The organism is Rufibacter roseus (genome assembly GCF_001647285.1).
In the GTDB taxonomy this organism is placed as follows: domain Bacteria; phylum Bacteroidota; class Bacteroidia; order Cytophagales; family Hymenobacteraceae; genus Nibribacter; species Nibribacter roseus.
Genome location: NZ_LRML01000003.1, coordinates 469,540 through 487,512, shown reverse-complemented (window position 1 = coordinate 487,512; position 17,973 = coordinate 469,540). Strand labels below are relative to the sequence as shown.

At 49.7% G+C, this 17,973-nt stretch carries 13 protein-coding genes; 5 read left to right on the top strand and 8 right to left on the bottom strand.

The genetic code is table 11. From position 1 onward, the window contains the following. Positions 1-65: 65 nt before the first annotated feature. Positions 66-1,043, top strand: coding sequence for a hypothetical protein (locus A8O23_RS06175; RefSeq protein ID WP_153042089.1), 978 nt, complete (start codon positions 66-68; stop codon positions 1,041-1,043). A gap of 201 nt (positions 1,044-1,244) precedes the next feature. Here the strand turns inward: A8O23_RS06175 and A8O23_RS06170 are convergent, their stop codons facing one another. From A8O23_RS06170 to A8O23_RS06160, 3 genes are read right to left on the bottom strand one after another with little or no spacing between them, the layout of a single operon-like run. After that, positions 1,245-3,491 carry a xanthine dehydrogenase family protein molybdopterin-binding subunit gene (locus A8O23_RS06170; RefSeq protein ID WP_066618159.1) on the bottom strand — a complete coding sequence of 749 codons (2,247 nt, stop codon included), beginning with the start codon at positions 3,489-3,491 and terminating at the stop codon, positions 1,245-1,247. Between the two features lie 11 nt (positions 3,492-3,502). After that, positions 3,503-4,486 carry an FAD binding domain-containing protein gene (locus A8O23_RS06165; protein WP_066618157.1) on the bottom strand — a complete coding sequence of 328 codons (984 nt, stop codon included), beginning with the start codon at positions 4,484-4,486 and terminating at the stop codon, positions 3,503-3,505. Beyond that, positions 4,483-5,061 carry a (2Fe-2S)-binding protein gene (locus A8O23_RS06160; RefSeq protein ID WP_204377679.1) on the bottom strand — a complete coding sequence of 193 codons (579 nt, stop codon included), beginning with the start codon at positions 5,059-5,061 and terminating at the stop codon, positions 4,483-4,485. The genes A8O23_RS06165 and A8O23_RS06160 overlap by 4 nt, the downstream gene beginning before the upstream one ends. A gap of 304 nt (positions 5,062-5,365) precedes the next feature. Here A8O23_RS06160 and A8O23_RS06155 point away from each other — a divergent pair, with 304 nt between their 5' ends. Next, the gene (locus A8O23_RS06155; protein WP_066618154.1) at positions 5,366-5,890 is read left to right on the top strand and encodes a GNAT family N-acetyltransferase; all 525 of its coding nucleotides are present in this window, start codon (positions 5,366-5,368) and stop codon (positions 5,888-5,890) included. A 103-nt stretch (positions 5,891-5,993) separates the two neighbouring features. Here A8O23_RS06155 and A8O23_RS06150 read toward each other — a convergent pair whose 3' ends face one another. After that, positions 5,994-7,397 (bottom strand): VPS10 domain-containing protein, encoded by a 1,404-nt coding sequence (locus tag A8O23_RS06150; RefSeq protein WP_066618152.1) that lies wholly within the window; start codon positions 7,395-7,397, stop codon positions 5,994-5,996. Positions 7,398-7,749: 352 nt separating this feature from the next. Further along, entirely contained in the window at positions 7,750-9,957 is a 2,208-nt protein-coding gene (locus A8O23_RS06145; RefSeq protein WP_066618151.1) for a B12-binding domain-containing radical SAM protein, read from the bottom strand. A gap of 378 nt (positions 9,958-10,335) precedes the next feature. Here A8O23_RS06145 and A8O23_RS06140 point away from each other — a divergent pair, with 378 nt between their 5' ends. From A8O23_RS06140 to A8O23_RS06130, 3 genes are all read left to right on the top strand, one after another. Further along, the gene (locus A8O23_RS06140; protein ID WP_066618149.1) at positions 10,336-11,382 is read left to right on the top strand and encodes a DUF748 domain-containing protein; all 1,047 of its coding nucleotides are present in this window, start codon (positions 10,336-10,338) and stop codon (positions 11,380-11,382) included. A 100-nt stretch (positions 11,383-11,482) separates the two neighbouring features. Further along, positions 11,483-11,770, top strand: coding sequence for a YciI family protein (locus tag A8O23_RS06135; protein WP_066618146.1), 288 nt, complete (start codon positions 11,483-11,485; stop codon positions 11,768-11,770). 174 nt (positions 11,771-11,944) lie between these two features. Continuing rightward, positions 11,945-14,590 carry a cation-translocating P-type ATPase gene (locus A8O23_RS06130; RefSeq protein ID WP_066618144.1) on the top strand — a complete coding sequence of 882 codons (2,646 nt, stop codon included), beginning with the start codon at positions 11,945-11,947 and terminating at the stop codon, positions 14,588-14,590. A 69-nt stretch (positions 14,591-14,659) separates the two neighbouring features. Here A8O23_RS06130 and A8O23_RS06125 read toward each other — a convergent pair whose 3' ends face one another. The 3 genes from A8O23_RS06125 to A8O23_RS06115 all read right to left on the bottom strand — a co-directional run bounded on the left by A8O23_RS06125 (position 14,660) and on the right by A8O23_RS06115 (position 17,955). Beyond that, positions 14,660-15,187: a hypothetical protein gene (locus tag A8O23_RS06125; protein WP_066618142.1), complete on the bottom strand. Its 528-nt coding sequence runs from the start codon at positions 15,185-15,187 to the stop codon at positions 14,660-14,662. A gap of 192 nt (positions 15,188-15,379) precedes the next feature. Further along, positions 15,380-15,592 (bottom strand): heavy-metal-associated domain-containing protein, encoded by a 213-nt coding sequence (locus tag A8O23_RS06120; protein WP_066618141.1) that lies wholly within the window; start codon positions 15,590-15,592, stop codon positions 15,380-15,382. A 125-nt stretch (positions 15,593-15,717) separates the two neighbouring features. Beyond that, on the bottom strand, positions 15,718-17,955 hold the full coding sequence (locus tag A8O23_RS06115) for a heavy metal translocating P-type ATPase (protein ID WP_066618313.1): 2,238 nt from the start codon (positions 17,953-17,955) through the stop codon (positions 15,718-15,720). Positions 17,956-17,973 lie beyond the last annotated feature (18 nt).

The window sequence follows — 17,973 nt, the reverse complement described above, 5'->3', positions numbered from 1 at the left end:
GCAGCGGGATAGAGTAGAAAGGTGACACTGATGAACAAGAGCTCCTATTCTTTATACCTAAACCCATGCGTAAGTTATTACACCTCCTGTGGCTCATAGCCGCCCCTTTTCTGATGGGCTCCTGCTCTAACGATGATGATTTGCAACCGGAGCCTTCTACCTCTTTTTCAGCGGTTGCCCTCTACTCTAAATATTCTAATGCTGGTTATATTCCTTCTAGCCGAACCAGTGATTTGAAAATATACTCTGGCGACACGCTAAGGTACTTGTTCACCTACACTACTAACCAAGGTATACAAAACTTCAGGGCGTATGATAACATCAGGGGGCGGGAGTTTCCCTTAATCATCAACGGAGGTGTTGACGTTTCTGGTGGCATACATACAGCAGAATATGCGCTGGAATATATTGTTGAAGGTGAACCTGGGCAGGAAGTGATTTTGACTTTTGAAGGCGAAGATGCTAAAGGCGTTCTCTACAAAGACCCCGCTACCGGGAAAGTGCCCGAAATAAAATTCACCATAGGGGCTCCACAGGTTTATCAGAATTCCAAGCTCTACAACTATTGGGGAGATAAAAGTAACTCTCTAGTTATTCTTGACTTTGCAATTAATAATGCAGCTCCGCAAACCTTGGTGAGTGATAGATTTGCCTCGCCTTGGGCCTTGGTGACGAATAAAATGCCGTTGCGTGATTGGTATGACAACCGTTTTGAGCATGGCTTTTCTTCCGGGGAAGTAGCAGGGAACCGTCAAGCTTTTTTTGTGAAAGTACCCGATGCGGCAAAGAATTGGTACCAGCCCAACCAGATTGCCTTGGCTATGGAGCAATATGGTCCGGCTACTCCTGGTGCTACTAATGTACAGGTAGGCGATATCTATGCCTTCAAAGTTCGCTACCCATTCAGCGATTCTTGGTTAATCTATGGTACTATTGAAGTAAAGAGTATTGTGGATGACGGCGGCGATACTGTTTCAGGAACTGGTCATGACGAGGACTACATGGAGTTGGATATAAAGTATTTCCCCGGCTACCGATATTAGTCTTTCAGCGTCTGTTTCTAGCCTGTTTTTTCAAAAGTAGGCCAAAAACAGACAATCACTGGCGCAAGCGTCCGCTTGTGTCCGCGGTATTCCTAATCTAGTATAGTTGGACACAAGCGGACGCTTGCGCCAGAAAAGGAGAAAAATATCAAACAGAGAAGCCGCTCCAGTACTGGAGCGGCTTCTCTGTTTAGGTCACTATTAGATCAGCTTATCAGGTGTAATAGGAAGTTCTCTTACCCGTTTGCCGGTAGCGTTGAAGATAGCATTGGCAATGGCTGGGGCTACACCAATGGTGGCAATTTCTCCTATGCCTTTGGTACCCATTGGTGTGCTGATAAAGTCAGGCTTGTCCACAAAAATGACATCTACGGGAGGCGTGTCGGCGTGAACAGGTACGTGGTACTCAGCGAAGTCTTTGGTCACGTACCGCCCGAAACGGACGTCCATGACGGCGCCCTCGGTCAGGGCCATGCCTATGCCACCCACCGCACCGCCAATCATCTGGTTTCCGGCGGTTTTCATATTCACAATTTTGCCGGCATCGGCGCAGGACACCATTTTGGTTACCCGTGCCTGCCCCGTGAGCGGATGCACTTTCACCTCGGCAAAATGTACCGAGTAAGAATAGAGTGAATACTTCTGCCGCTCCTCGCCCGGCTTAGACTCTTCGGTTACTTCTAGCTCCGGCAGGCCCTGCTGCTTCAGAATATCACTATATGTTAGTTTGGTGCCCGGAGAATTATTTAGGGAAACCTGTCCGTTCTGGAATGTGAGGTCTTCAAACTTGGCACCTCTGAAGCCAGAATCAGCGTTTCCGGTGGCCATGGAGGCTAGTTTCTGCTTCAGCGCGATACTGGCTGCCCGTACTGCAGAGCCCACGCTGGCCACGGTAGCCGAACCTCCTTGGCTGGGCGAGGGCGGAAACAGCGAACTCCCCAGCTCAAACGTAATTTGCTCAGGAGCAACACCAAGGTTGTCGGCGGCAATTTGTACCATGGCGGTACCAGTGCCGGGACCAATATCAGTGGTGGCGCATTGCATGACTACCTTGCCGTCTGGGTACAAAGTTGCTTTAACGGTAGCACGGCCACGGTGTGCGCCAAAGGTTCCAACGCCCATACCGTAGCCCACTTGCCACTCACCGTCGCGGAGGGTGCCGGGCTGCATCGGGCGGTTGCTCCAGCCAATCTTTTCTGCGCCCATTAGCATGGCTTCTTTCAGAAATTTAGTGGACCAGGGCAGGTTCTTTTCAGGGTCACGCTCGGTGTAGTTTTTCAGGCGGAACTCCAGTGGGTCAATCTTAAGCACGTGTGCCATTTCATCTAGTGCAGACTCCAGAGCAAATGCACCCGTCGCTTCGCCGGGGCCTCGCATCCAGATAGGAGTGCTAATGTCTAGTGGAAGAATACGGTAACGGGTGGTCACGTTGGGGCTGGTGTACATCATGCGCGTCTGCTGCAGCGTGCTCTCCGTGAATTCCTCGTAAGAAGAAGTCTGCCCAATGGCCTCGTGTGTGATGGCGGTAATCTTTCCGTCTGGGGTGGCGCTCATGCCTACTTTCTGCCAGGCGTGCGGACGGTAACCTACCATGGTGAACATTTGCTCGCGGGTGAGCATCAACTTCACGGGGCGCCCTAGTTTTTTTGCGCCGATAATGGCGGCTGTTTCGTGTGGCCAAGTGTGCAGCCCGTTCCCGAAAGCACCGCCTACGTATGTTGCAATTACTTTCACGTTCTCCACCGGAATCTTCCATTCGCGGGCAAAGGCGTTCTGGGTGCCAATTACCGCTTGAGTTTTATCATAGACGGTGAGTTTGTCATCGGCCTCCCAGTGCGCCACAATAGCCTGCAATTCCATCGGGTTGTGCATCTCCGACGGAATAACATATTCGCTTTCAATCTTCAGTGGCTCGTTTTTATAGGCATCTTCTTTGCCACGCACGTAGTCGTTTAGTCCGTGGCGCGGGTTCCGCTTGGCTGCGGTAGGCAGAATAGCTTTGTCTGTATTCTTAGCGAAATTGGTAGTGTGCTTTTCCTCTTCATAACTGGCTTTTACCAACTTGGCGGCGTAATGCGCGCGCTCCAAGGTGTCGGCTAACACCAGCGCTATAGGCTGGTCGTTGAAGTAAACTTTATCGTCGTAGAAAACGCGGTGCGGTTGCCCAATTGGTTTAGGCTCGGTAGGGTGCGCCGCCTGCACGTAACCCGGCACTTTTGGTGCATTCTGGTAGTGGAGGACGGCTAAAACACCCGGTGCCCGTTCGGCAGCCTTGGTGTCTATGTTTTTGATGCGGCCCTTGGCGATGGTGCTACCCACCAACACGCCGTGCGCCATATTAGGCAGTTCAATCTCAGCGGAATATTTGGCCGCGCCGGTTACTTTGACCCTACCGTCTACTCTGTCCATCGGCTTTCCTATGGTATCTTGGAAGAAATAATCTTTCATATTTTTTGAAATTAGGCGAGCCCGGCCGCAGTTTTTAATGCTTGAACAATAGAGTTAGGTGCCAGCTTAAGCTTATATTGGTTGTGTTCAAAAGCTCTGGCTCCGCGCATGGCCACTTCGGCTGCTTGTCTGAACGTATGCTCTGACACTGGTTTACCCACCAACGCTTTCTCGGCCTCTGTCAACCGCCAAGGCTTATGTGCCACCCCACCCATGGCCAAACGAGCATCTTTAATGGTGTTGTTCTCAATGTCCAGCGCTGCCGCTACGGAAACCAAAGCAAAAGCATAGGAAGCGCGGTCACGTACCTTGAGGTAATGTGCATGTTTGGCGAAGTTGTTCTCCGGAACATCTACCGCCACAATGAGCTCCCCTTTCTGCAGGTTCGTTTCAATTTGGGGTGTGTCGCCGGGCAGACGGTGAAAATCTACAAACGGAATTTTTCTGTCGCCTTTGGGACCAGAAACTAACACGGTAGCATCTAATGCGGCCAACGCTACACCCATATCAGACGGGTGCGTGGCAATACATTTATCGCTGAACCCGAAGATGGCGTGCATGCGGTTGTACCCCTCTATAGCGCTGCAGCCGGTGCCGGGCTCCCGTTTATTGCAGGGCAGGGCAGTGTCATAAAAATACGGGCAGCGGGTGCGCTGCATCATGTTTCCGCCCACGGTGGCCATGTTCCGGAGCTGAGCCGAAGCCCCGGCGTCTAAAGCTTGCGCCAGCAGCGGATGCTTTTCCAGCACCAGCTTGTCCTCAGCCACCACACCATTCAGGGCCAGCGCCCCAATGCGAACCGCACCGCTTTCTTTCTCGATCTTTCGGAGGGGTAGTTTGTTGATATCTACCAGCTTCTCTGGCATTACTACACCACGTTTCATGAGGTCCAGTAGGTTAGTGCCGCCCGCTATGAATGTGGCGTTAGGGTCTTTGGTAACTGTGTCAATGGCCGCCTTGTTTTTGGTAGGCCGAACGTATTGGAACTGGTTCATACTTTCAGCCCTCCGTTTTTAACTTCCTTGATGGCGTTCACTATGTTTGGGTAAGCCCCGCACCGGCAGATGTTGCCGCTCATGTATTCACGTATCTCCTCGTCAGAATCAGCGTGGCCCTCTCTTATGCAGGCTACTGCGCTCATAATCTGACCAGGGGTGCAATAGCCACACTGGAACCCGTCGTGCTTAATGAAAGCTTCTTGCATGGGGTGCAGGTTATCGCCATCGGCTAAACCCTCAATGGTGGTGACTTTTTTGCCGTCTTGCATCACGGCCAGCGTGAGGCAGGAGTTTACCCGCTGCCCGTCTACGTGCACGGTGCAGGCGCCGCATTGGCCGTAGTCACAGCCTTTTTTGGTGCCGGTTAGTTGTAGTCTTTCCCGTAGCAAGTCCAGTAAAGTAGTGCGGGGCTCAAGTGAAAGCTTGTGTTTCTTTCCGTTGATTTCCAGCGTCACTTTCACTTGTTCAAAAGCAGCAGCCACTTTTTCCTCGAACTTCAGGTCTGCGGCTTTTACGGCTACGCCCGGGGTTAAGGCAAAGGCCGTCAGAATAGACGACTGCTTCAGAAACATTCTTCGGGCTTCGTGCGGCGGTTTGTGGTCGCTGCTCTCTGGCAAAGCGTGGGGGCAATCTTTTTCAAAGGCCATATGTGTGGAAATTATAGTCTCGTTTGGGAAAGCATATTACCCAAATAAGGAGAGAGAATCAATTTAAATTGGGTGAAGCAGTCTTTGTACTGTTGTGAGCGTACAGAGCACGTTAGATTTGAACCAAATACTCTTTTTTAGCCTGTTTTTCAGAAACTAGCTTAAAAACAAAGTTTCTCAATAGAGGCCTCTACCAAGTATCTTTACATCTAATTTGATCCAATAAAATTTGAGCACTTTCACCTTTCGCCCCGCCCTCTCCTCAGATGCCCGCTTACTCTCAGACCTAGGCTGGCGCACGTTTGAGGAAGCTTTCGCGCGATATAATAAACCCGAGGACATGGAAGCCTTCCGCCCCACCATTTATTCGCCCGAAATACAAGCCGCGGAGTTAGCTGACCCCAATACCGAATTCTTGATTGCAGAAGCCGGGGGAGAGGCCGTAGGTTACGTGAAGTGGAGCAGCGCGCCAGCCCCACCAGAAATAACGGGTAAAAGCCCCTTCCAGATTAGCCGACTGTACCTGCTGAATGCCTGGACGGGCCACGGACTGGGTCACCAACTCATGCACATGAGCATAGCCCGAGCCTATGAAAAAGGCCATGACGTGGTGTGGCTCACGGTCTGGGAAAACAATGATCGAGCTATCAAATTCTACCAGAAGTTTGATTTCAGAGAAGTGGGGGAACTGGAGTTTATCTTGGGTCAAGACGTGCAGCGCGATTTATACATGCAGCGGGAAGTGCGTAAATAAATTAAGTGGTCCTGTTTTGTGTTTCGTGAAAACACCCCAAAAACAGGACCACTTGATGCTTCAGCCAAAAGGTGAAAGCAGATAGTCAGTTTTGGTTAAGCTTTTATCTCACCACCGCTACTTTGTGCACCTTCGCCTTGCCATCTACCAAAAACTTAACCAAATACGTTCCAGCCGGAGCGGAATCAGTATGCCAGGAAAACTGGTGCGTGCCCTGCGGTAATTTCTCCTTGACCACTTCACGTACAGTCCTTCCTACCATGTCCAGAACCGTTACCTGCACGTCTGCTGCCTTAGAAAGCTCAAATGCAGCTGTCATTTGGTCTGTAGCCGGGTTGGGGAAAACGTTAGATGTGGTAAATGTAACCTCATCGGGCGTGGAGGTAAGGGTAGAGGTTTTGTACAGCTTGGCATTGTTGGCTTCCAACGCATACACATTGCCTTCGGAGTCTTCCGCGAAGAGCATCGGGAAATAGCTGATCAGGTTCGCTTCAGGGTTATAATTCCAGGTGTTGGTTTCGGTAAGGTTGTACAATCCGCTAACCTGCTCCAAATTACTGTTTTTATGTGCTAAAACGGTGGCAGACCACGCACTTGATGTTCCCGCCAAAAACAATGATTCAGGTACTGGCTCAACGTTATATGTAGTAGGGTTTTCTACAATGTGAGTGGCTTGCCAAGTAGTTCCGGCGTCTGTAGTTTTAAGAAAGGCCTGTATATAAACTCTTGCTCCACCGGTAGAAAAAGCGGATACCCCCTCAACAGTAACGTAAAGCCCTCCAAAGCCATCAAGAGCCATGTCAAAAATGCCGGTAGGCACAATGGTGTTGGTATAGGTAGGAAAACTGAATACAAAAGGTTTTTTCTGCCAGGCATTTTCCCCACTCTTCCAAACGTACACGCCGCCGGTTTCTGCGTCATCTTGGCCATGGAGCGCTAAGTATAAGTGGTTACCAGGACCTTCCACCAAGGCACCCACCGCTTTGCTGGTATTTTCTATGCCAGTGTTGAGAGTGCTCCAGGTAGTACCGTTGTCGGTTGACTGAAAAACCCCAGCCCCAGCATCTTTAAGTGGTAAAGACAAAGCATCTGGCATCAAATTCTGGGTGCCAATAAGTACATGCCCGTTGCTGCGGAACGCAATATGCGTAACCGCAGAGTTGGCGCCAATAGAGTGTTTGGTCCAGTTGGCGCCGTGGTCAGTAGACTTGAAAACAACTCCTATGCCTCCCGCAAAAACCACTCCGTCTGACCGAACTTCTACCGCATAAAACCTGTGTTCTTGTGGGTCGAAATTGATTCTCTGCCAGCTTGCTCCTTGGTTAGTGCTGCGGTACAGGCCTTCGGTATAACTGGCCATGAAGAAATAATTGTTGGTCTTACCGATAGCAAAGGCTTGAGCCGTAACCGGAGGGGAGGTGATAGGTTGCCATCTAGAATATTGAGCGGAACTAGTGAAGGAAAGCGTAAGGATAAAAAGAAATAAAAAGGAGAAAAGCTTTTTCATAAATGAAGGTTTAATCTTGAATGTAAGATTGGATTTAGTATACAGATTCTAGGGAGTGCCAATTGGTTGCACCACATCTGAAATTAATTTAAAAAGTCTAAAGTTATGACAGCCACTCCTTTAGTTTCCCCTATTGTTGAATATCTATTTTATTGAATATAATTTTTTTATCTTTTGAGTGTTTCTAGGCAGAAGTTACATGACCTTTTATGGCACAAGCGCCTGCTTGTGTCCGCACGCATAGCAACACAGGAATGCATGAGGACACAAGCGGACGCTTGCGCCATGTTAGCCATGTTAAATAGAAAAGTCGTTTCCGGCTTACTTTGCTGAAAACAAGTCAAAAACAGAATTAGACGATCAACAGTCCCCGCTCACGCAGCTCCAGCCAAGTATCTGTAATCAGGAACTCCTGAAAAGTAAACATCTGTCCTTCTGGATAATCTGTGGCCATATCCTTGAGCAGGAACTTGGTACCTAAATCTTCTGACAATCTGGTAAGCCAAGTGTGCAGCCATTGGCCCACCTCGGGCGAGGTGCGGATTTCGTATTCTTCGGTTTTCTCCACAAACGTGAGAAGGGCATTCTGGAAGGTACGACCTTTTTTGGTTTTGGTCACTACTTCTATTTCAGGCGCATTTCCCAGCCACAGCACGCGCAGGTTCTGCTTCTCAGAATCTGGTTTGCCAATGGCTTCTACCGCCTGGGCTATCATATTTTTAGGTAGCGACACGCGCGGAACCTTAAATTCAAACCAGAACGAAAGCGGTTCCTCTAGTCCTATGCCGTGCATGTAGTTGTACAGTGCTTTCGCTAGGCCAGCGCCGTAAAGTTCATGGTCAGCGCCTTTAGGGTCGTCGTGCCACAAATCATTGTCGGCAAAGAGACCAGGCTCGGGACCCACTTTTACAACGCCATATTTTTCTGGGTTCTTGCCAACGGGACTGTGGGCGGTCATTGAGAAGCGGTGCCAGTAGCCACTCTGAATCACGTTTTGCTCGAACAGCTGCCGCACTACCTCCAGAGAGTCTATGGTTTCTTGCGCGGTCTGGGTAGGGAAACCGTACATTAAATACGCGTGCACCATGATGCCGGCAGCCGTGAAGTCGCGTGTCACCCGTGCCACCTGGGCAATGCTCACGCCTTTCTCCATCTTCGCCAGCAGCCTATCAGAGGCCACTTCCAATCCACCCGATACGGCAATACAACCACTGGCAGCCAGCAGGCGGCACAAATCAGCGGAGAAGGTTTTTTCGAAACGGATGTTTCCCCACCACGTAATCTTCACGCCCCGGCGCAGCAGTTCAATGGCCAAATCACGCAACGCCAAGGGTGGAGCGGCTTCATCTACAAAATGGAAACCTGTCTGTCCCGTTTGAGCAATAATCTGCTCAATACGGTCTACCAGCAAAGTGGCGGGAGCGGCTTCGTAGCGGGATATGTAATCTAAAGTGATGTCACAGAAAGAGCAGCGTTTCCAGTAGCAGCCGTGGGCTACGGTGAGTTTGTTCCAGCGGCCGTCGCTCCAGAGGCGGTGCATGGGGTTCAGCACCTCCACCACGCTCAGGTACTCGTGTATCTTCAAGTCGCTGTAGTCTGGAGTGCCCACCTCAGTGTGCGGAATATCAGCATCGGCGGAGCCGTTGATGTATTGTACTTCTCCATTTAGGAAAAGGAACGTGCGCTGCAGCTGTTCCACGTGACGCTGCCCCTGAAAATGCTCCAGTAGCTTTAACCACGGACCCTCACCATCATCTAAGGTGATGTAGTCAATGTACTTGAAAATGCGCGGCTCGCGTAGGGTTCTTAATTCAGTATTGGGGTAGCCGCCGCCCATGAGCGTTTTAATGTGCGGGTACTTCTGCTTGATGAACTGCGCCAGCCGCAGCGCACCGTACAGGTTACCCGGAAACGGAACGGAGAAACCAACTACATCGGGTTGGGCCTCCTGCAGACGTTCGTCCAGAATATCCAGTAGCATTTGGTCTACCAGATTTGGCTTCGTTTGCAGTTCTTCCTCCAGCGGGTCAAACGAAGTGGCGCTCATGGCCAGTTTATCGGCGTAGCGGCTAAAACCGAAATGCGGGCAAACGGTCTCTTTTATTAAATCGGCTAAATCTTCTAAGTAAAGCGTAGCCAGGTGACGGGCTTTGTCTGAAATGCCCATCGTCCCGAAAGCTTCTTCCAAATCTGCCAACTGCAGAAAGCGACTGGCCTCGGGTAAATAGGCACCCATGGCAATTGGGTGCGCCAAGGTGCTGTCGCGGCCCTGCAAGAACTTGATAACCGGCTCAATGGTGTCCAGATAAGACTTGCGCAAGCGCAGCATACGCTGGCTGTTGTCTGACAAATCATACGCTCCGTCCAGAATTGTCTGAAACACCTGCTGCAGTCCTTTACGTGAGAACAGCCGCAGTACCAGCTCCAGCCCAAAATCTGCCTGCGTTACGTCAAACCCGCGTCCGCGCAAAAAGCCTTTGATGTAGGCCGTGGCGGGGTAGGGCGTGTTGAGCTGCGTGAGCGGCGGCGTAATGAGCAGAATTTTAGGAGCGGTAGCCAAGGATTTAAATTTTAAGCAAAGATACTATAAAAGAGTCTCGAGTCGCGAGTTCTGAGTCGCGAGTCAGGTAACGTTGTTTTGGAGCTGTTTTTCTGAAAACAGGTCAAAAACGAAAGCTGGTTGCTGAAATCGAAACAGCTGGCTTTTTGTTTGAGTTCGATTTTTATGTCTGCTGGAGCAGCGTCTAAATAATGGCGCAAGCGTCCGCTTGTGTCCGCACGCATAGCAGAACAGAAATGCATGCGGACACAAGCGGACGCTTGCGCCAGGTAGGAAAGCATCGAATAACAAATAACCAACAACGAATAACGATATTCAACTGTAGTAAAGGTGCTTTCGTATCAGACAAGCGCTAAGGTTAAACTAAACCGAGTTGATATGACCATTCGTCTCACCAGACCCATTAAAATAACGCTAGCCGTGGTGGTACTGCTGCTGGCTTTCAGAATTGCGCTGCCTTACGTTGTCAAGAGTTACGTGAACAAAACCCTGGAGGAACTTCCGGGTTACACCGGCTATGTGGAAGATGTTGACATTGCGCTTATTCGTGGAGCTTATCAGATAGAGGGACTTGTGCTGCGTGAAGAGAAAGGAAACGAAAAGTACCCTTTCCTGAACATACCAGTAACTGACTTATCTATTGAGTGGAAAGCTTTGTTTAAAGGAAGATTGGTGGGCGAAGTAATCATGTCTAGTCCTGAAATGAACATACTGGCCGGCTCCTCTAATTCTGAAGACCCTACCTTGAACCATTGGACAGATGTTGTCAAAGACCTCATGCCGATTACCATTAACCGCTTCACCGTGCACAGCGGCAAACTGACGTTTCTTGATTTTACCGTTTCCCCAGATGTGAAATTGCCCATTCATGACATGGAACTGGTGGCGTTGAACTTGGCAAACGTAGAAGAAGTAGGTGATAAGTTACCTTCCAAAGTAACAGTCACTGGTAAGTCTATTGGCGGCGGCGCGCTCAAAGGCGAGATGCAGGTAGACGCACTCAAGAAAATCCCAGATTTTGACTCTAATTTTCAACTCACGGGAGTCAATCTCACCAGCATCAATAACTTCATAAAAGCCTATGCCAAGTTTGATGTGGAGCGCGGTAAGCTGGACATGTACAGCGAGCTAAAGCTAACAAACGGGAAACTAGACGGCTACATAAAACCTTTCTTTGAGGAAGTGAAAGTGCTTGATGTGAAGAAAGACGTGAAGGAGGGTGGCGTATTAAGTGCCGTGAAAGAAGCAGTAATTGGTATATTCACCGAGGCCGCCGAAAACCAGCCCCGCGACCAGATTGCCACCAGAATTCCCATTACCGGCGACATCAACAACCCGAAAACCAACGGCTGGAAAACTTTTATCAACGTGCTGAAACATGCTTTCATTGATGCTTTCGCGAAGGGCATTGAAAACAATGTATAAGGCTTTCAAAACAAAGAATTTCTGTTTTAGGGTTGTTTTTTGAAAAATAGTTCGAAAACGCACAGAACCTGTAGTTTTACAAGGCACAACATCTACCGCTATGTTCCTGATTGAACTCACCTATAAAGCGCCTTTCTCTGAAATTGAACCGTTCATGGCCGAGCACATGGCCTTTGTAGAAAAGCATTACACCACCGGTCATTTCCTGGCCTCCGGCCGAAAGGTTCCACGTGACGGCGGACTGATTATCTGCAAAGCTACTAGCAGGGCGGAAATAGAGGAACTCATGCAAAATGACCCATTCGTATACCAAGATTTAGTGGAGTGCCGGGTGGTGGAATTTGTTACCTCCAGAGCCGAAGACGGCATGAAAGGGTTATTGGAGTAACCGCTGTTTTAAAGCTATTTTTTCGAAACCGGCGTAAAAACAGCACCGTTTTCTTAACCAATTACTTTACCATCGGTTTATATCCGTAAGAAGAAACACTATCATTTTGTAGCATCAGCGGAAGGGAAGAAGAGGGAGGCGCTAATTAACAGACCATAAGCCAAACAGAAGTACATGGAATTTTACCAGCGGCCGATAGAAGAAATTTTTCAGGAATTCAGCACCTCTCCGAAAGGTCTCTCAGAAGCAGAGGCGAAACAGCGGCTAGAAGCTGAAGGCTACAATGAACTGAAAGAGGCGGAGAAAGACTCGGTCTGGAAGCTCATTCTGGAGACGTTCAAAGACCCCATGGTCATTGTGCTGCTGCTGGCGGCGGCGGTGCAGTTGGTCTTGGGCGAGGTGATAGAAGCCGTCATCATCTTTGCCGTGCTGGTGCTCAATGCCATTGTAAGTGTGGTGCAGACCAAAAAAGCAGAGGGTGCTTTGGATGCGCTTCGGCAGATGTCGGCGCCCACGGCCAAAGTGCTGCGAGACGGCGTGACGCATTCCATTGCTGCCCGAGAATTGGTGAAAGGCGATGTGGTGGTGCTGGAGGCGGGAGATTATGTTTCGGCTGACGGTAGACTGATAGAAAGGGGTTCTCTGCGAGTAGATGAAGGCATGCTGACCGGCGAATCGGAAGCCGTGGAGAAACACATTGACACAATTGCGGAAGATGCTCCCTTGGGCGATCGAAAAAACATGGTGTACAGCGGAGCGCTAGTGGTATATGGCAGAGGTTCATTTATTGTAACCGCTACTGCCGAAAAAACCGAGATAGGTAAAATTGCCGGCTTGCTCGCCTCTGCCGAGGCCAAACAAACTCCCCTCCAACGAAAACTCGCCGACTTCAGCAAAAAGCTGGGCTGGGTTATTCTGGCGCTGTGTATTCTCATTTTTGGCGTAGAAGCGGGACGTGTTTGGTTTGGCGAAGACACGACAGACATGACCAGCGCCTTGCTCAAAGCATTTATGTTTGCCGTGGCCGTGGCCGTGGCCGCTATTCCGGAGGCTCTTTCTTCTATTGTCACCATTGTGTTGGCCGTGGGTACGAATAAAATGGCGCGGCGCAATGCCATCATCCGTAAACTTCCGGCAGTAGAGACGTTGGGCTCTACCAGCGTCATCTGCACCGACAAAACCGGTACGCTCACCCAAAACAAAATGACCGTGGTAGATTACTTCGTGCCAAATAAAACCGCTGAAGAACTGCCCGATGACCCCTCGCAGTGGTCAGAAGAGGAGCGCCGCCTCATGCAAATAGCCGTGCTCTGTACCGATGCCCAAATAAATGAAGACGGTACCGAAGTGGGTGACCCCACAGAAATTGCCCTCATCGCGTTCAGCAACCAAAAGAACCAACCTTACGGCCAGCTAAAACAGGAATTCAGACGTGAAGCCGAGCTGCCCTTTGACTCGGAGCGGAAGCTCATGTCTACCGTGCATACCATTGACGGTCAGAAGTTGCTGCTCACCAAGGGTGGGCCAGACGTAGTGTTCTCGCGCTGCAACCGGATTTTCATAGACGGCAAGGAACAGCCCCTGACGCCTGAGTTGCAGGAGCAGCTGCATGAGCAGAACGAAGGCTTTTCTGACCGAGCCCTTAGGGTGCTGGCTTTTGCCTATAAACCTATCTCAAAGTCTACTGTCACTTTTGAAGATGAAAACGATTTGGTGCTGGTGGGACTGATGGCAATGATTGACCCTCCGCGCGAGGCCGTGTACGCGTCTATTGAAGATTCAAAGAAAGCGGGCATCAGAACCGTCATGATTACCGGCGACCACAAAACCACCGCACAAGCAATTGGCCGTGAAATAGGTTTGATGGATGAAAACGACATTGCCGTAACTGGTCAGGAATTGGACGCTATGTCAGATGAGGAGCTGGACCGACAGCTGGAGGATATTGCCGTGTACGCCCGCGTCTCGCCAGAAAATAAAATTAGGATTGTGCGGGCTTGGCAGAAGAAAGGCAAAATCACGGCCATGACCGGCGACGGCGTGAATGATGCCCCCGCCCTAAAGCAAGCAGACATTGGCGTGGCCATGGGCAGCGGCACCGACGTAGCCAAAGACGCCTCCGCCATGATTCTCACCGACGACAACTTCGTCTCCATTGTGAGTGCAGTGTCTGTGGGTCGCACGGTTTTTGACAACATCAAGAAAGCCATTGCCTACCTTTTTGCCGGAAATCTAGGAGCCATCATCGCCATTCTTTTTGCGCTAGCCTTTAATTGGGTTAATCCGTTCACGCCCATCCAGCTGCTGTTTATCAACCTGCTCAACGACTCTTTGCCCGCTATTGCCCTAGGTATGGAAAAAGCTGAACCCAACGTGATGCGCCGCAAACCACGAGACATCAACGAAGGAATTTTTGCCGGCGGCACTTTACGGAGCGTGATGATGCGGGGACTGATAATTGGCGCAGCCGTGATATACTCGCAATGGCTGGGGCTACAGCAGTCGCCGGAGATGAGCGTGGCCATGGCTTTCACTACCTTGATTCTGGCCCGGACTCTGCAAACCTTCCCAGCCCGCTCTAACACGCAAACCTCTTTTGGCGCTGGCTTCTTTCAAAACAAATACGTGCTGGGGGCGGTGCTGCTCTGCTTCGGACTTTATGGCCTCACGGTGTTGCCGGGCATCAGGGATATTTTCTCCATTCCCGCTGATTTCGGATTTGAGGAGTGGAAAATTGCCGCTGGGTTTGCCTTGGGTGCGGTGGTGCTGATGGAGCTCTGGAAGCTGATGCCTTGGGCGAGTGGGAACCAGAAAGGATAATAGCTGAAAGATAAAATGATAACTCCTGTTTAGGCTTGTTTTTCAGGAAGTAGGCCAAAAGCAGAAAACTTAATACATCTCCATGACTTTCAACATCCAGGTGTCACCTATTTTGTAGTTGCCTTTCCTGAACCTGCCAATGCCGCTGCCCAGGGCATAAGTGGCGGCGGCAGCTCCCATGGTTTGGAGGCCGTCGCTCCGGTCTTCAGAATAATAGAAAAAATTAATCCCTCCAATTAAGACAAACAATCCTCCGGCTCCCTGTAGTAACCCTTTAGTCCAGGCAGCTAGTTTACGCCCACCCGTGTGGTTTTGGAGCTGAACTCTTTCTACCCTAGCCAGCGGAATTTCCAGGTGCTGTATAAAGAAAGATGTTCCCCTTATGTCAGTAATAAGGTCAGACTGCCATCTTTTAGAACCTTTTAATTGGTAGGTAATCGTTTCGCCAATCTGAATTCTGTACCGCTTAACTGTACCGGCTTTAGACAGAAGTAAGTAGCGGTAAGTGGGTAGAGTGTTTGAAGCAGTATCTGTGGTTTGACTGTGGCAAGTAAAAGCGATAAAGAAAATAAAGCCGAACAGTAAATACTTCGCCATGCCGTAGGGTGATTTTTAAAGAGAACGCGGTCTGCGGTTGTTTTATTGATTTAGCCCGAAGGTAAAGGATAGTATTTACCAAATGCTTTTCTGGACTGTTTTTCTAAAAGTAGCTTGAAAGCACAAGATAGGGAACAAAAAAGGCTACCCGAAGTACAGATAGCCTTTTTTAAATTTACAGTTGATGACATATTACTCTTTCACCGGAGTAGCGTTATAGCCCGCTTTGTTCACGGCCTCTACTACCTTTTCTTCAGAGATATCACCCTCTACTGTCAGTATTTTATCTGGATTAGCAGTGTCTACACCCCATTTTTCAATGCCAGAAGTATTGTCTAGGGTCGGGGTAACCGCGCTGATGCAGCCGCCGCATTTGATATTAGTTTTAAATTTAAGTGTGCTCATTATAATTAGGAATTAGGAATTAGGAATTAGGAATTAGGAATTAGATTTTCTTGGCCGTTTTTGTTTCATCTTTCAGAAAAGAAACAATAAACAATCATCAATAAACAATCATCAACCAACAATTCTTACAATTTTAACGAACGTAGCCGTAAACTGTTGGTGACTACTGAAACGGAACTTAAAGCCATGGCGGCACCGGCAAACATTGGGTCTAACAAAAAGCCCCAAATAGGGTAGAGCAGTCCGGCGGCTACGGGTATGCCAATCACGTTGTAAATAAAGGCCCAGAACAGGTTCTGGTGAATGGTGCGCACGGTGGCTTTACTCAGTTTTATTGCCTTGGCAATGGCTTTCAAGTCTGAATGCATGAGCGTGATTTTGGCTACGTCCATGGCAATGTCGGTGCCTCGGCCCATGGCAATTCCTACATCAGCCAGAGCCAGAGCCTGAGAGTCATTGATTCCGTCGCCCACCATACCTACTACTTGCCCCTGGCGCTGCAGCTCCTGAATGAAATCAGCTTTGTCTTGAGGCATTACCTCAGCCTTGTAGTGCTGCAGGCCTACTTGCTGCGCAACGGCAGCGGCGGTTTGGGCATTGTCGCCGGTGAGCATATACACGTTCAGGCCTAACTGCTGTAGGTCTTTGATGGCTTGCGCTGATGATTCTTTGATGGCATCGGCTATGGCAATGAGCGCCACCACCTGCCCCTGCGTTCCTGCATATACTACGGTTTTGGCTTGAGCTTTCAGTTTTTGCCCTGTTTTTTCGAAATCAGCCGAAAAACGGAGGTTGTTCTCCTGCATCAGCTTCTCGTTACCCAACCAAAAGGAGTGGCCTTTGTACTGCGCCTGCACACCGCGGCCGGTAATACTTTCAAACTGCTCCAGTTGAGCGGCCTTCACGCCCAATTTGGTCAGGTGCATGGACACGGCTTCGGCCAGTGGGTGCTCACTTTGGTTTTCCATGGCCAGCAAAACAGCTTCTACAGATCCTTTCTCTTCTGGCGGCAGGTTCCATTGCAGCTCGGTTACCTCAGGTTTGCCTTTGGTAATGGTGCCGGTTTTGTCCAGCACCACAGCGGTGAGTTTATGCGCCGTCTCTAAGCTTTCCGCGTCTTTTATCAGTATACAGTTCTCGGCTCCGCGTCCCACACCCACCATAATAGCGGTAGGCGTAGCCAGGCCCAGGGCACAAGGGCAGGCAATAATCAGCACCGTAATCATAGCCATCAAGGCATGAGAGAAGTTGTTTTCACCTCCCACAAAGTACCAGGTCGCGAAACTGACCAAAGAAATCACTATCACCACCGGCACGAAGATTCCGGCCACTTTATCAGTGAGTTTCTGCACGGGGGCTTTAGAGCCCTGCGCTTCTTGCACCATTTTGATAATCTGGGCCAGCAGCGTTTCAGAACCTACTTTCTCCGCTGCAATCTGCAAGCTCCCTTTCTGGTTAATGGTACCGGTAAAAACCTGATCTCCTGCCTTTTTCTCCACCGGAATCGGCTCGCCGCTGATCATGCTCTCATCCAAGAAAGAAGAGCCCGTGACCACGCGTCCGTCTACCGGAATTTTTTCCCCGGGCCTAATAAGCAGGATGTCATCTACCAGCACTTCTTCAATAGGCAGTTCCATTTCCTGCCCGTTCCGAAGCGCTTTCACAGATTTTGGCTGCAAGCCCATCAACTTTTTTATGGCGCCACTGGTGCGGGATTTTGCCCTTTCTTCCAGAAGTTTACCCAATAAAATAAAAGCGATTATCAAGGCTGAAGCTTCATAATACACATGCGGCTCTAAGCCTCTGCTCAGAAAAAATTCAGGATAGATTGTGTTGAAGGCGCTGAACAGAAAAGCTATGCCAGTGCTCAATGCCACGAGCGTGTCCATGTTGGCTTTGCCGTGGCGGGCTTGCTTAAAGGCGTTTACATAGAAGTTTCGGCCAAACCAGAAGACTACAGCCAAAGTAAGTACCAGCATAGCCCACTGTCCCCTTTGCCAATCGTGGAAAAACATGCCTATGATTGAGACGGGCAAAGAAAGCAGCCATGCCCAAAGAGTTTTCGTCTTTATTTGTGCATAGGCTTCTTGTTCTCTGGCTTCCTGCGCCTCTTGGGTGGCTTCTTCTTTTTTAAGCAGAATGTCATAGCCCACGCTTTGCAGGGCCTGCTGCAGTTTATATAGATCAGTGCCTGGGGCGTATTCTACCAGCACGGTTTTGTTAGCGAAATTCACGGCGGCGCTTTGTACGCCGGTCTGTGACTGCAGCATACTTTCTACACTCACAGCGCAGCCTGCACAGGTCATGCCCTCTACCGGAAAAGTGTTTTTTATGGCTGGTTTATCTTTTGTTAAGGTTGCCATATGATTGGTGTTGGAGTT

Coding starts and splice junctions, on each gene's coding strand:
- A8O23_RS06175 (WP_153042089.1), top strand. CDS start 66: ATGCGTAAGTTATTACACCTCCTGTGGCTCATAGCCGCCCCTTTTCTG.
- A8O23_RS06170 (WP_066618159.1), bottom strand. CDS start 3,491: ATGAAAGATTATTTCTTCCAAGATACCATAGGAAAGCCGATGGACAGA.
- A8O23_RS06165 (WP_066618157.1), bottom strand. CDS start 4,486: ATGAACCAGTTCCAATACGTTCGGCCTACCAAAAACAAGGCGGCCATT.
- A8O23_RS06160 (WP_204377679.1), bottom strand. CDS start 5,061: ATGTTTCTGAAGCAGTCGTCTATTCTGACGGCCTTTGCCTTAACCCCG.
- A8O23_RS06150 (WP_066618152.1), bottom strand. CDS start 7,397: ATGAAAAAGCTTTTCTCCTTTTTATTTCTTTTTATCCTTACGCTTTCC.
- A8O23_RS06140 (WP_066618149.1), top strand. CDS start 10,336: ATGACCATTCGTCTCACCAGACCCATTAAAATAACGCTAGCCGTGGTG.
- A8O23_RS06135 (WP_066618146.1), top strand. CDS start 11,483: ATGTTCCTGATTGAACTCACCTATAAAGCGCCTTTCTCTGAAATTGAA.
- A8O23_RS06130 (WP_066618144.1), top strand. CDS start 11,945: ATGGAATTTTACCAGCGGCCGATAGAAGAAATTTTTCAGGAATTCAGC.
- A8O23_RS06125 (WP_066618142.1), bottom strand. CDS start 15,187: ATGGCGAAGTATTTACTGTTCGGCTTTATTTTCTTTATCGCTTTTACT.
- A8O23_RS06120 (WP_066618141.1), bottom strand. CDS start 15,592: ATGAGCACACTTAAATTTAAAACTAATATCAAATGCGGCGGCTGCATC.
- A8O23_RS06115 (WP_066618313.1), bottom strand. CDS start 17,955: ATGGCAACCTTAACAAAAGATAAACCAGCCATAAAAAACACTTTTCCG.